The 13,074-nt window shown below is 66.9% G+C and carries 8 protein-coding genes and 2 tRNA genes; 5 read left to right on the forward strand and 5 right to left on the reverse strand.

What is annotated here, in order from left to right; translation table 11 throughout:
- Positions 1-19 precede the first annotated feature (19 nt).
- Positions 20-571 carry a GNAT family N-acetyltransferase gene (locus tag EV278_RS12610; protein WP_132091646.1) on the forward strand — a complete coding sequence of 184 codons (552 nt, stop codon included), beginning with the start codon at positions 20-22 and terminating at the stop codon, positions 569-571.
- A gap of 74 nt (positions 572-645) precedes the next feature.
- On the opposite strand, the gene EV278_RS12615 is transcribed toward EV278_RS12610, so the two are convergent.
- Together EV278_RS12615 and EV278_RS12620 are read right to left on the reverse strand one after the other, a co-directional pair.
- Complete coding sequence (locus EV278_RS12615; protein WP_012285398.1) at positions 646-1,074, reverse strand: MucR family transcriptional regulator; 429 nt, start codon at positions 1,072-1,074, stop codon at positions 646-648.
- A 584-nt stretch (positions 1,075-1,658) separates the two neighbouring features.
- Positions 1,659-1,732: transfer RNA gene (locus EV278_RS12620), tRNA-Gln, on the reverse strand.
- Between the two features lie 170 nt (positions 1,733-1,902).
- On the opposite strand from EV278_RS12620, the gene EV278_RS12625 reads away from it, so the two are divergent.
- Both EV278_RS12625 and sppA read left to right on the forward strand, forming a co-directional pair.
- Positions 1,903-1,979, forward strand: a tRNA-Pro gene (locus EV278_RS12625).
- A 188-nt stretch (positions 1,980-2,167) separates the two neighbouring features.
- Entirely contained in the window at positions 2,168-3,955 is a 1,788-nt protein-coding gene (gene sppA, locus EV278_RS12630; protein WP_132091649.1) for a signal peptide peptidase SppA, read from the forward strand.
- A gap of 797 nt (positions 3,956-4,752) precedes the next feature.
- Here the strand turns inward: sppA and EV278_RS12635 are convergent.
- On the reverse strand, positions 4,753-7,959 hold the full coding sequence (locus tag EV278_RS12635) for a TonB-dependent receptor (RefSeq protein WP_132091652.1): 3,207 nt from the start codon (positions 7,957-7,959) through the stop codon (positions 4,753-4,755).
- Between the two features lie 612 nt (positions 7,960-8,571).
- Between EV278_RS12635 and EV278_RS12640 the strand changes: the two genes are divergently transcribed.
- Complete coding sequence (locus tag EV278_RS12640) at positions 8,572-8,982, forward strand: TIGR01244 family sulfur transferase (protein ID WP_132091655.1); 411 nt, start codon at positions 8,572-8,574, stop codon at positions 8,980-8,982.
- A gap of 114 nt (positions 8,983-9,096) precedes the next feature.
- Here the strand turns inward: EV278_RS12640 and EV278_RS12645 are convergent, their stop codons facing one another.
- Positions 9,097-9,249: a hypothetical protein gene (locus EV278_RS12645; protein ID WP_132091658.1), complete on the reverse strand. Its 153-nt coding sequence runs from the start codon at positions 9,247-9,249 to the stop codon at positions 9,097-9,099.
- An 84-nt stretch (positions 9,250-9,333) separates the two neighbouring features.
- Here EV278_RS12645 and EV278_RS12650 point away from each other — a divergent pair, with 84 nt between their 5' ends.
- Complete coding sequence (locus EV278_RS12650) at positions 9,334-10,227, forward strand: MBL fold metallo-hydrolase (protein ID WP_132091661.1); 894 nt, start codon at positions 9,334-9,336, stop codon at positions 10,225-10,227.
- A 5-nt stretch (positions 10,228-10,232) separates the two neighbouring features.
- Here EV278_RS12650 and EV278_RS12655 read toward each other — a convergent pair whose 3' ends face one another.
- The gene (locus tag EV278_RS12655) at positions 10,233-12,590 is read right to left on the reverse strand and encodes a long-chain-fatty-acid--CoA ligase (protein WP_243692178.1); all 2,358 of its coding nucleotides are present in this window, start codon (positions 12,588-12,590) and stop codon (positions 10,233-10,235) included.
- Between the last annotated feature and the right edge of the window lie 484 nt (positions 12,591-13,074).

Here is a 13,074-nt window from a genome sequence, read left to right on the forward strand (position 1 = left end):
CCATGGGGGGAGGAACTCGATGACCGTCACCGTCCGCCCCTCCACCGACGCCGACCTCCCCGCGATCGCCGCCATCTACGGCTGGAACGTCCTCAACGGCCTGGGCACCTTCGAGGAGGTTCCGCCGGACGCGGCCGAGATCGGCCGCCGCCGCGCAACCTTCCTGGCCAGGGGCCTGCCCTATCTGGTCGCCGAACGGGACGGCGTGGTGCTGGGCTACGCCTATGCCGGCCCGTTCCGCCTGCGCGCCGCCTATCGCTACACGGTCGAGGACAGCGTCTATGTCGGCCCGGACGCGGTCGGCCTGGGCGTGGGCAAGGCCCTGCTCGCCGCCGTGATCGCGGCCTGCGAGGCCCTGGGCCTGCGCCAGATCTGCGCGGTGATCGGCGACAGCGGCAACGCCGCCTCGATCGGCCTGCACGCCGCCCTGGGCTTCGAACGCAAGGGCGTGTTCCCCGACATGGGCTACAAGTTCGGCCGCTGGGTCGACCTGGTGTGGATGCAGCGCCCGCTGAACGGCGGCGGCTCGCGCGAGCCCGACACGCCGGGCCTGGAACTCAACGGCGTCTGAGCCGCCAGCCAAACAAAAACCCCCGCCGTCGCCGGCGGGGGTCTTGCTCGATATCGGCCTCTATAGAGGACCGATCAGCCCTTGCGGCCGCGCGGAGCCTTGGCCTTGCGGCCGCCCTGGCCCAGGCCCAGGGCCTTGGCCATGGCCGAGCGGGCTTCGCTATAGGCCGGGGCGGTGGTGGGATAGTCGTTCGGCAGACCCCACTTGGCCTTGTATTCGGCGACAGTCATGCCATGCGTCGTAAGGTGACGCTTCAGCGTCTTGTACGGCTTGCCGTCTTCGAAGCTGATCAGGGCGTCCGGCGTAATGCTGCGACGGATTTGCGCCGGCGTAGCCTTCGTAACGGTTTCAACCGGAGCCGCTTCCGGCGAGCCAATACCGGCCAGAGCATCGTGAGTCGCCCGGATCAGGGCCGGCAGATCGGAGACCGACGTGCTGTTATTGGCCACGTAATTGGCGACGATCTCGGCGGTGAGCTCGATCAGGGTAGCTTTGTCTTCCACGAGTGTCTCTCCGGTGGTTCTTTGACTTGGAAATACACCCGCCCTGTCGAAATACAAGTACTCCATGTGGATAATCGTGCTTGCCGAGCCCTTAAGGCAACGAATCTTGAGAACAGAAACGAGAAATCCATCGCGATTCTAAACCATGAAGCGCGGCCGAAGATCGGTTTTTCCATCTCGAACAAGCGCTGTCAGGGCGACGTTGCTGGGACAAAGGTTTCAGCGTCGCAATGATTCGAGCGCCAGCAGATGAGGCGAAGATCAGTGGCTTTTTGAAGCCGAAGCTTGTCGAAGCTGCGCCTTGCCCTTGAAAACACAAAGACTTGCGAGCGCTCAGAGGCTTTGAGAGGCGGTGGATCATGACAGACGCGGCCTTGGCCTCTGAAGCCAGGGGCGGTCCCGGCGAGCTGGAAGGACTTCAAACCAAAGCCTGAGCGCGGCGCGCGACGGAGGATCGCCTCCGGCAGGAATCCCCGACGCGGGACGCATGGACCAATTTCTGTGGAAAACTGCGACGGAGCGTCAGTTCGGCGGCCGAAGCCACGCAGGGCCCGTCCGGCGCGGATCGATTAGAGAAGAAGAAGTGGCTGGGGAACTAGGACTCGAACCTAGAATGACGGTACCAAAAACCGCAGTGTTACCATTACACCATTCCCCAGCAGGAACGGCGAGACCCGTCTGGGCCCGGCGAGGCGGTGGAGATAGCGCAGGAGTCGGACGGATGCAACGCTGCTTTGAACTTCTTTTTTCCCGCCGTTTTTCTTTTTGTGGAGGGATTTTTGTCGCTTGCGAGAGCGACGAGGCCTGTCTATAAGCCGCCCTCCAAGTCGGAGTGTGGCTCAGTCTGGTAGAGCACTGCGTTCGGGACGCAGGGGTCGCAGGTTCAAATCCTGCCACTCCGACCATTCCTTTCCCGAGATTTCCAAGAGAATAAGACGGCGCGGCGTCGCCCCTGACGGGGGGCGCGAGAGCCGCTGTCCGGCGCCCGCTCGCGAACTTCGCGGCCTTGTGAAACAAGGGTTGCGCGCAGTTCATTTGACCGCGACGCCAGGGTCGCTACTAGCTTGCGCGACACGAGGCAGCAGGACGTCCGATGAAGCAGTTTCTCATGACCGTGGCCGGCGTTTTCGTCGGCTTGGTGTTGTTCCTGGTCGGCGTCCCCTTCCTCCTGATCGTCATGGCGGCCAGCGCCGCCCGCCCCGCCCCGATCCCCGCTCACACGGTGCTGCAGCTGGACCTGCGCGGCGGCCTGTCCGACCAGGAGCCGCAGAATCCGTTCGCGGCGCTCGGCGGCGGCGGCGGCCAGTCGGTGATGTCGATCATCGAGACGCTGCGCCGCGCCGAGACCGACGACAAGGTCGAGGCGGTGCTGGTGCGCCTGCCCGAGGGCGGTATGGCCCCGGCCGCGGCCGACGAGCTGCGCCTGGCCTTCAAGCACTTCCGCGCGGTCGGCAAGAAGCCGATCTTCGCCCACAGCCAGGGGCTCTATCCGTCGGGCCTGGTCACCTCGACCTACATGCTGGGCTCGGCGGCCAGTGAATTCTGGATGCAGCCCGACAGCTCGCTGCAGGCCGTGGGCGCCGCCAGCGAGGAGATGTTCTTCAAGCGCTTCTTCGACAAGTACGGCGTCAAGGCCGACTACGAGCAGCGCTACGAGTACAAGAACGCGGTCAATCCCTACCTCTATAGCGACTACACGCCGGCTCACCGCGAATCGACGCTGTCGTGGATGGGCTCGGTCTACACCTCGGCCCTGACCACGGCCGCCCAGGACCGCAAGGTCGATCCGGCCGCCCTGATCAAGACCATCGAGGCGGGCCCCTACAGCGCCGAGGAGGCCAAGGCCAAGGGCCTGATCGACCGGGTCGGCCAGGTGAAGGACATCCAGGACGCCATGCTGGCCCGCGCCGGCAAGGGCGCCAAGCTGCTGGACTTCGACGACTATGTTACGCGCGCCAGGAAGACCCCGCCCAAGACCGGCCCGACCATCGCGGTCGTCTCGGCGGAGGGGGCGATCATGACCGGCAGCGGCGACGGCGGCTCGCCGTTCGGCGGCGACAGCACGATCTATTCCGACCAGGTGGCCAAGGCGCTGTATGACGCGGTCGACGACAAGGACGTCAAGGCGATCGTGTTCCGCGTCTCCTCCCCCGGCGGCTCGGACACCGCGTCCGAGCAGATCCTGGCCGCCGTCAAGGCGGCGAAGAAAGCGGGCAAGCCGATCGTGGTCAGCATGGGAACCTATGCGGCCTCGGGCGGCTACTGGATCAGCTCGGGCGCCTCGGCGATCGTCGCCGAACCCACCACCCTGACCGGCTCGATCGGGGTGTTCGGCGGCAAGTTCGCCCTGGGCGACGCCCTGGCGCGGTTCGGCGTCGACGTGAAGCAGGTTCATGTCGGCGGCGACTATTCCGGCGCGTTCGGCACGGGCCAGGGCTTCACCCCCGACCAGCGGGCCCGGTTCGCCGGCTGGATGGACCGCATCTATGCCGGCTTCGTGCACCGGGTGGCCGAAGGCCGAAACCTGCCCGAGGCGCGGGTTCGCGAGATCGCCAAGGGCCGGGTCTGGACGGGCGTCCAGGCCAAGCAGCTGGGCCTGGTGGACGAGCTGGGCGGCTTCTACGAGGCCGTCGACAAGGCCAAGAGCCTGGCCAAGATCAAGGGCGAGGTGAAGCTCAAGAAGGTCGGCGGCACCAACTCGCCGTTCGAGGCGCTGGAGAAGATCCTGGGCGTCAGCGAGACCTCGGTCCGCACCCTGGCCGCCTCGGCCTGGCTGCTGGGCGACCCGCGCTCGCAGTCGATCCTGGACGAAATGGCCAAGGCCCGCCTGCGCTCGACCCCCAGTGGGGCGGCGGTGCTGGCGGACACGCCGGTGCGGTAGGACGTCGACATCGAGGATCGAAGGGGCCGTCCGGGAGACCGGGCGGCCCTTTTTCGTGCGGCGATCACTTGCCCCCTACGGGTCGCTTCGCGACCGTCTTCCCCCAGAGGGGGAAGAGCGCTCCGCCCCCTGTGGGGGCGGACAGACCGCGAAGCGGTCAGGTGGGGGCAAGTTGTTCGCCGGCATGGCTTTTCGGCATCGCGCCTGAAGCTGCGAAGTTGGGAAGGGTGCGAAGCGCCCGGGCCTCGCCCGGAGGATTTGCAGTTATGTGTACCGTTTCGACGAAGTTCGAGCGCTTCGCGTGGAGCCGTTATCCGGAAGCCTTCGGGTCGCGGATTCTTAACCCGCTCCGATGGAGGCCTCCGACGGGCGGAGCGTTGGCGCACTCCGGACCGCCCGGGCGATTTCAGCCCGGGCCTGCTGGCCTGATCCGCCTATCCAAGGCGCCGAAGCTTCGTCGCGACTGAGGCGAACCTGCTGCGAACCAACCTGGGACGTCCTCGTGAGACGCGACGGACAAGCCTACCCGCTCGTCCACCCCTGAAAGCCGCATCGGTCGCCGTACGTGCGCCCTCCCCATGCTCTCAGGTGGGAGCATTATGGGGGCGGTCTGGAAGGGTGAGGACAGATCTGGGTCGAGAAAATTTAGAGCGTTGAAATCGCTGAGCTTAGCTCCCTATCCGCCGAGCATGGACCGCCCGCCCGGAAAGCCTTCCCGACACCCGGACGACGCCCAAAGAAAAACGGCGGGCTCCGAAGAGCCCGCCGCCATTCCCAGACTAGCTGAGGACTTGACCTTAGAATTCCAGGTCGAAGCCGAACCGCACGTAGCGCGGGTCCTGGTAGGCGATCGGCAGACCGTATTGCGAGCGACGGGCGCCGCCGTTGGTCTCGCCGCGCTCTTCGAACGAGGTGACGCCGTCGGCGTTCAGCACGTTGAAGACATCGGCGCGCAGGACCAGGTTGCCGCCCAGCGGGATGATCTTTTCCGGCACGGTGTAGCGGAGCGAGAGATCCAGCGAGGTGGTCCAGTCGGTCTCGAGGGCCGAACCGCGCGGCACCGGCAGCTTCTGGCCGGTGGCGAAGTTCGTGCACCAGCGCGAAGCCGCGCCGTAGGCCTGTGACGGACCGTCCGTCGGGTGGACGCCGAAGCAGCCTTGGTGCTTGGGCGAGATCACCCGCAGGTTGGCGCCGAACATCAGGGCGTCGGTCACGGCGTAGGTGCCGAAGGCCTTGAACTGATGGGCGTGGTGGTTCGGCAGCAGGCCGTACTGGTAGTCCGTCAGACCGACGAAATCGTAGAGCACCGTCGAGCCCGCATCGGCCTGAGCGTTGTCGGACAGAACCGTACCTTCGTAGTTCCCCTTGCTTTCCGACAGGGTGTAGGACCCCTTCAGGCCCCACTTGCCGTCAAAGGCGCGCTCGAAGGTGAACTCCAGAGCCACATATTCGCGCTTCGGAGCCGGGAAGCCCAGTTCGCTCTTGCTGAAGGTGAGCTCCTTGGGCAGGGCGGCCGCCGCGGCGATCGTGGCCGCGTCATGGACGCGGGGATCGGCCTGGCGGAGCTTGATCGTCAGATCTTCGCCAGGGTTGAAGACGATATACTGCCAGGAGTTGTTGTAGATGGTGTTGCAAGCCGCCAGCGTGGCGCCGGTGACGTGCGCGTTACACCACTTCACGACGAACGGATCGAGGGTGGTGTCTTCCGAGATGCGGTTCAGCTTGCGGTAGGTCAGGTTGACCCCGCCCTTCCACAGTTCGTTGAACTGCCGCTCGTAACCGACCGAGAACTCGTCTTCCTGGCTGGCCTTGATGCCTTGAGCGGCCTTCGAATAGGCCGGTTCGGCGACGCCGAGGCCGAAGGCGACCGTACAACCCGGAACGCCGGGGGTGCCGGCGACGACGGTGCCGGTCGGGCAGTTGACCAGGGTGCCGGGATCCAGGCCGGGGTTGGTGGTGGTGGTGATCTGCGTGCCCAGCCCGGTCGGCGCGCCGTTGGCGCCGCGCGTGAAGTTCGGCGCGGTGCTGCCCGAACCCGGCACGTAACCCGGAGCATAGAAGAAGGTGCTATAGCCCAGGTCGGCGCCGCGATAGCTCAGGTTCGAAGCCGGCGGGATGTAGTAGCGGCCGAACGAAGCCGAGATCTTGTCCTTGCCCTCGCCGACCGGGTCCCAGGTCACGCCGATGCGCGGGCCCCAGTTGTTCTTCAGGTTCAGAACCCGCTCGCCCAGGAGGTTGTCCAGGGTGAACTTGTCGTTGCGGATGCCCAGCTGCAGGCTCAGGGCGGGGGTGATGTCCCAGGCGTCCTGGACGTACCAGGCCGCGTTCACGCCATGCACCGGCGCGCCGCCGAACCGGTTGGTCGAGATTTCGACGTAGTTGACGCCGTCCGGAACCCCGTACGTGTCGCCCGCCGAACCCTGGTGATAGATGTAGGCGACGCCCGTAGGGCCGGCGCCGGTGTCGATCGACGCGTGGTTGAGCGTCGTCTTTTCATGGTCGTAGCCGCCACGAACGTGGTGGTCGCCCAGCAGGTTGAAGTACAGGTCGCCGTCGACGCGATAGAATTCGCGCAGCGTCTTGCGGGTTTCGATCGTGCCCTGCTTCTGGGCGCTGATCGTGTTCAGCGAACCGGTGGTGTAGTCTTCTTGGACCAGCGGATCGACCGTGTTGCCCGGCAGGACGCTATTGGAGTCGCGGTTCTTGCCGTAGGCGGCCGACAGGGTGAACCAGTCGGTGAAGGTGCCGGTATAGCGGGCCACGTAGTTGACGCCGCCTTGGCGATAGACCGTCGAAGGCAGGGCCGCGCCGATGGTGTCGGTACCCGCGGTGTAGGCGTAGGCGCTGCGATTGATGGTCTTCTGGGTGTCGAAATAGGTCAGTTCGACACGTTGCCGATCGGTGATGTAGCCGTCCAGCTTTGCGCCCCAGAACGGGTCGTTCGACTTGTCGACGGTGTACTGGCCCAGGGTCTTGAAGGCCGTCTTCTGCTCCGTGTCGCGCTGTTGGTTCAGCACGTAGAAGAACAGGTGATCCTTGATGACCGGGCCGCTGACCTCGAACGTGCCGCTCTTGGAGGACTGGCCGCCGCGATGGTTGGCGATCAGGTAGGTGTCCGGCGAGTCCTGGCGCATGCTGTCCAGCTCGAAGTTGCCGTGCACGGCGACCTTGAAGTCGTTGGAGCCGGACTTGGTGACGGCGTTGATCACGCCGCCGGTGGCGCGGCCGAACTCGGCGGGATAACCGCCGGTCTTCACTTCGACCGACTTGTAGAAGTCGAACGGCACCTCAGCAGCGCCGATGTAGTTGTCGAAGTTCGTGATGTTCAGACCGTTGATGTAGAACGCGTTTTCAGCGACCGAACCACCACCGACCGAGGGCTGGCCGCCGAAGTTCGCGGCGCTCGGGGCGGTGCCCACGCGCGCGGCCGAACCGGTGACGACGCCGGGCGCCAGTTGAACCACCGCGGTCAGCGAGCGGCCGATCGGCGCCTGCTTGGTCAGGGTGTCCAGGTCGACGGTCAGACCCTTGGTCGTCGCGGCGAAGTCCAGCTGCGGGTTGGCGGTGGCGGTGACGACCACTTCGCTGACCGAGCCGCCGACTTCCGTCAGGGTGAAGGAGTAGGCGGTCGAACCGCCCAGGCCGACGCGGACGTTGCCGTCGCTGGTCGGCTGGTAGCCTTCCTTGGCGATCGAGACCGAATAGCCGCCGATCGGAATCAGGGGAACGCGGAACTGACCGGCGCCGTCGGTGGTGACGGTGCGGGTGAAGCCTTGGTCCAGCGACTTAACCGTGACGGTCGCGTCCGGGACGGTGACGCCGGCCGAATCCTTGACCGTGCCGATCAGCGAACCGGAGCTGTAGTCCTGGGCGCTGGCCAGGGTCGGGATCGCCGTGGCGACCGCGGTGACGGCCAGCGGCGCGGCGACGGTGGCCAGGCCGGCCAGCAGCGTCGACGTCAAGAGACGCGCGCGCGCGCCGCCCTTGGTGGAAATCATCTTCATCGTATCCCCTCTTGCATGGCGAAGCATCCCGGCCGCCCGCACGCGCCCGTTTCGGGGGCGTTACGTTCGGCCTGTCTGGATTTTTGCCCCAACTCCACCACGAGAACTTAGGTGTCCCGGAAAACATTTCCCCGGTTGCATGGACGTTAGGAGGCCCGCCGCGGGCCGGTCAATTCCCATTACCAATCCGTAATCACATCGCCTTGGGCTGTCGCATTATCGCAACACGATCGCCGCATTTCCGACGAACGCCGCTCAGATTTTCCTCAAACTGACGGATAACGCGGATCTCTCCCCCCGTATCCCGTTGGGCTGAAAGGCAAATTCCACCTGCATGGACACACGCGGCTCCCACGAACGGATGGGCGCGATCTGGGAGGTAAAAACACCCCTCATCCAATTGACTTTCGAGGAATTGGCCCCGGAAACGGCATTTGCGTCGCTATCAAATGCCGGGCGCTGACGATCGCGGGGAGATTCTTCCGATTCATCGCTCAAATTTCGGACACACTTTCGTCGCAGCCGACCGTTGCATGGGCGCCCGGGCGCCGGGATGATGGCCCCCGGCCGTTCCGGCGGCGCCCCCAGCCCTTCCACGAGTGATCAAAACCCATGACCGCCTTCCGACGTGTAACCGACTCGCTTTCGGTCAGTCCCCAGATCGCGCTCGACGACCTGGAGCGCGCCGCCGGCGAGGGCTTCGTGCTGGTGATCAACAACCGCCCCGACGACGAGGAGCCGGGCCAGCCGTCCAGCGCCCAGATCGAGGCCGCAGCCCGGGCGGCGGGCCTGGACTATCTGCATGTTCCGGTGCGCGGCGGGCCAACCTTCGACCAGGTGGAGGCCGTGCGACGGGCGGTCGAGGGCGCGGAGGGTCCGGTCCTGGCCTTCTGCCGTTCGGGCACGCGCTCGATCGTCACCTGGTCCCTGGGCCAGGCGGCCTCGGGCGCGGCCGATCGCGCCACCCTGGTGCGTCAGGGCGCGGACGCCGGCTACGACCTGTCCGGCGTGCTGGGCGGCTAGAGCAAGTCGCGCGATTCAGGAATCGCACGACTTGCTCTAGATTTTTGTTTTCGCATCGCTTTTGCGGAAAACCGGCGTCCACTTTTCCGCGCGATGCTCTAGATCGGCGCTCTGCTAATAGCGGTGGCTGAAGGCGACCCGGGCCGCCATCGGCGAGGGCTCGGGCTCGCAGCTGGCCAGCACGAACTGGGCCGCGATGAGACACAGGATGGCGAACGCCGGGCGCTGGAGCCGTTTTGAGACAAAAATCGCTGCGTCGGCGGTCATGATCCGTACTCCGGGAGGTTAACGCCCCGTTTACCGCAAGTCCGGCGCCGCGCACCTTCCCCGCCATTGTCCCCAGAGGCCGCCATGATCCCCTTCGTCCGCGAGATCGAGTTCGAATACGGCCGCTGCGACCAGGTCTCGCCGTCGATCCGCCGGGTGATCGCCGACAATCCAGGCCCGTTCACCTATGTCGGCACCGGGACCTACATCGTCGGGCGCGGAACGGTGGCGGTGATCGATCCCGGCCCGGACCTCGACAGCCACCTCCAGGCGCTGCTGGCGGCGCTGGAGGGCGAGACGGTCAGCCACATCCTGGTCACCCACCACCACAGCGACCACTCTCCCCTCGCCCGCCCGCTGCGGGCGGCGACCGGGGCAACAGTCTACGGCCGCCGCGCGCCGCATCTGGCCGAGCTGGCGCCGGGCCTGGCGCTGGAGGCCGGCGAGGACGAGGGCTTCCGGCCCGATGTGGAGATCGCCGACGGCGACCTTTTCGAGGGGCCGGGCTGGACCCTGCGGGCGGTGACCACGCCGGGCCACACCTCCAACCACGTCTGCTTCGCCCTGGAGGAAGAGAACGCCCTGTTCTCCGGCGACCACGTGATGGGCTGGTCGACCACGGTGATCACCCCGCCCGACGGCGACATGGGCGACTATTTCGCCAGCCTGGAAAAGGTGCGGGCCAAGGATTTCGACACCCTGTGGCCGACCCACGGCTCGCCGGTCCGCGAGGTCGCGCCGTTCCTCCAGGCCTATGCCGACCATCGCCGGGCGCGCGAGGCCCAGGTGCTGGCCGCCCTGGCTCAGGGGCCGACCACGATCAAGGCCATGGTGCCGACGCTCTACGCCGCCGTGGATCCCCGGCTGCACCCGGCCGCGGCCATGTCGGTGCTGGCCCACATGCTGCTGCTGGTGAAGCAGGGCCGGGCAGCGTGCGAGGGCGCGCCGGGGCTGGACAGCGTCTACCGCCTGGCCTGACGGCTTCACCCCGTCGGCGAGCCGCCCAGGACATGGGTCGCAGCCATCAGGCCCAGGATGGCGACGGTGATCGCCACGGCCAGCAGCGCCTTCTTCCAGAACCGCGGGACACCGCCGAACGCGGCGACGAACAGGGCGAGCACGCCGGTGACGACGCCGAGCACGGCGGCCTTGGGAGCCCAGTCCAGGGTCATCCGGGCGTGGCCGAGCGCCGGCGGGAGGATCCCGAGCTTCACGCCCAGCGTCCCGACCGCCACCAGCACGGCCGGAACCACGGCGACCACCAGCGCCAGGTCGAGCAGGATCGAGGCCGCGCCGCCCTTGTCCGCCTTGTCGGCCTTTCCGTCCTCTTGCGGGGCGGTCGCCAGCATGGCCTGCGGCGGCGACTCGGAGACGAACACCGGATCGGCGTGGAAGGCGTCTTCCGGCACCGGTTCGAATGGCGGCTCGGGAGCCGCGGCGTCCAGCGGCTCCAGCGGGAAGCCGGCCGCCTCGCCCTCGACTTCGGCCGGCGGTTCGCCGTCCGCTTGGGCCAGGGCCTCGACGACCTGCGGCTCGGGCAGCGGCGGCGGTTCCGACAGCGGCTCCTCCGGCTCGGGCGCATAGATCCGCGCCGCCTGCGCCCCGTCGGCGGCGGCCAGGGCGGCGGCCGGCGGCTCAGGCTTGGGTTCGGCCCCCGACTCCGCCGCGCCCTTGTCGGCGCCCGCCACGGCCACCGTCGGCAGCACGTAGTCCTTCATGCGCTGGCGGATCAGCTTCTTGTCGATCTTGCCGGTCGCCCCCAGCGGGATCTCGTCGACGAAGACCACGTCGTCGGGCGTCCACCACTTGGCGATCTTGCCGTGCAGGAAATCGAGGAACTCGTCCTTGGTCGCGGTCTGGCCGTCCTTCAGTTTGACCAGCAGGATCGGCCGCTCGTCCCACTTGGGGTGCGGCACGCCGATCACCGCCGTCATCGCCGCCTTGGGATGGCCCAGGGCGATGTTCTCGATGTCGATCGTGCTGATCCACTCTCCGCCCGACTTGACCACGTCCTTGGCCCGATCGGTGATCTGCATGAAGCCGTGGTCGTCGATGGTGGCCACGTCGCCGGTGTCGAAGAAACCCTCGTCGTCGAGGATCTTGCCGCCCGCGCCGCGGAAGTATTCGGCGGCGATGATCGGGCCCCGGATCTTCAGGTTGCCGAAGCTCTTGCCGTCGTGCGGCAGGCGCCAGCCGGCGTCGTCGGTCAGCTTCAGCTCCACCCCCAACGGCGGCCGGCCCTGCTTGAGCCGGTACGGCATCTGCTGGTCATAGGGCAGCTTTTCCAGTTCGTCGGTCATCACCGACAGCGTGCCGACCGGCGAGGTCTCGGTCATGCCCCAGGCGTGGACCACCTCGACGTCGTAGTCTTCGTGGAAGGCGCGGATGATGTGCTCGGGACAGGCCGCCCCGCCGATCACCACCTTCTTCAGCGCCGGCAGCCTGGCGCCGGTTTCCTTCAGGTGCTGCAGCAGCATCTGCCAGACCGTCGGCACGGCGGCCGAGAACGTGACCCCCTCGCCGTCCAGCAGTTCGAAGATCGAGGCGCCATCCATCTTCGCGCCCGGCATGACCATCTTGGCGCCCGTGCCGGGAGCCGAGAACGCCACGCCCCAGGCGTTGGCGTGGAACATCGGCACCACCGGCAGGATCACGTCCTTCTGCGACAGGCCCATCACGTCGGGCTGCAGGGTGATCAGGGTGTGCAGGACGTTGGAGCGGTGCGAATAGAGCACCCCCTTGGGATCGCCGGTCGTGCCCGAGGTGTAGCAGAGCCCCGCGGCCGTGCCCTCGTCGAAACCGCCCCAGGCGCAGTCGGCGTGGTGCTGCTCGACCAGGTCCTCGAAGCACAGCAGGCCCTTGAAGTTCGGCGTCTCACCCGCGGGCCGGAAATCGGCCGGCATGTGCTCGCGATCGGTCAGCAGCACCACATGCTCGACCGCCGGCAGATGCCGCAGGACGCCCGTGATGATCGGCAGGAAGGTCAGGTCGACGAAGATCACGCGGTCGCCGGCGTGATTGGCGATCCAGGCGATCTGCTCGGGGAACAGGCGCGGGTTCAGGGTGTGGCACACCGCCCCGATGCCCATGATCCCGTACCAGGCCTCCATGTGGCGGCCGGTGTTCCAGGCCAGGGTGCCGACCCGCTCGCCCGGCTTGATCCCCAGGGCCAGCAGGGCGTTGGACACCCGCTTGGCGCGGTCGTGGATCGCGCCGTAGGTGGTGCGGACGATCGGCCCCTCGACCGACCGGGTGACCACCTCGCGCGCGCCATGCCACTGGGCGGCGTGGTCGAGGATCTTGTCGACCGTCAAGGCCCCGTGCTGCATCAAGCCCTGCATCGTCGCGCGCTCCCGGTCCATTATCATTGTTCAGGCGAGGCTAGCGGGGCCACGCCCGCCGCGCAACGCGCCGCGCCCGCGACGCGAACCTTGGCCGACCCAGATCGATCGGCGCCTATCGCCGGCCAGCGTCCGGACGATAGCCGACATCGGGCCTGCCCGGGGTCTGCCAGGGGTCTGCCAGGGGGAGCGGAGTCAGTTTCTTCGAACTGAACCAAGGGGCGCGCACAGATCGCAGGCTCCCGGGCGGCTCCAGAACACGACGCGCGATCTCAAGCCGAGGCCGCCCAGGAAGCTGGCGGCCGTCGCGCCGCGCGATGCGCGAAGTGCGTCGTGTAACGGCCCAGGTGTCGCCTATGGCCAAATCCGCGATGTCACTCGCCTGCAGATAGTTTCCAGCCGTGACGTGATCGGCATAGACATGCACCATCCCCGCTGGCTACCGCTTTGCTCGTTTTATCGAGCGATTGGCCGCTTTGTCGCC

Source organism: Caulobacter sp. BK020, from assembly GCF_004342605.1.
Classification (GTDB): Bacteria; Pseudomonadota; Alphaproteobacteria; order Caulobacterales; family Caulobacteraceae; genus Caulobacter.

Bases quoted from the DNA above. Each gene is read 5' to 3' on its own strand.
- EV278_RS12610 (WP_132091646.1), top strand. From the start codon at position 20: ATGACCGTCACCGTCCGCCCCTCCACCGACGCCGACCTCCCCGCGATC.
- sppA (WP_132091649.1), top strand. From the start codon at position 2,168: ATGAAGCAGTTTCTCATGACCGTGGCCGGCGTTTTCGTCGGCTTGGTG.
- EV278_RS12635 (WP_132091652.1), bottom strand. From the start codon at position 7,959: ATGAAGATGATTTCCACCAAGGGCGGCGCGCGCGCGCGTCTCTTGACG.
- EV278_RS12640 (WP_132091655.1), top strand. From the start codon at position 8,572: ATGACCGCCTTCCGACGTGTAACCGACTCGCTTTCGGTCAGTCCCCAG.
- EV278_RS12645 (WP_132091658.1), bottom strand. From the start codon at position 9,249: ATGACCGCCGACGCAGCGATTTTTGTCTCAAAACGGCTCCAGCGCCCG.
- EV278_RS12650 (WP_132091661.1), top strand. From the start codon at position 9,334: ATGATCCCCTTCGTCCGCGAGATCGAGTTCGAATACGGCCGCTGCGAC.
- EV278_RS12655 (WP_243692178.1), bottom strand. From the start codon at position 12,590: ATGCAGGGCTTGATGCAGCACGGGGCCTTGACGGTCGACAAGATCCTC.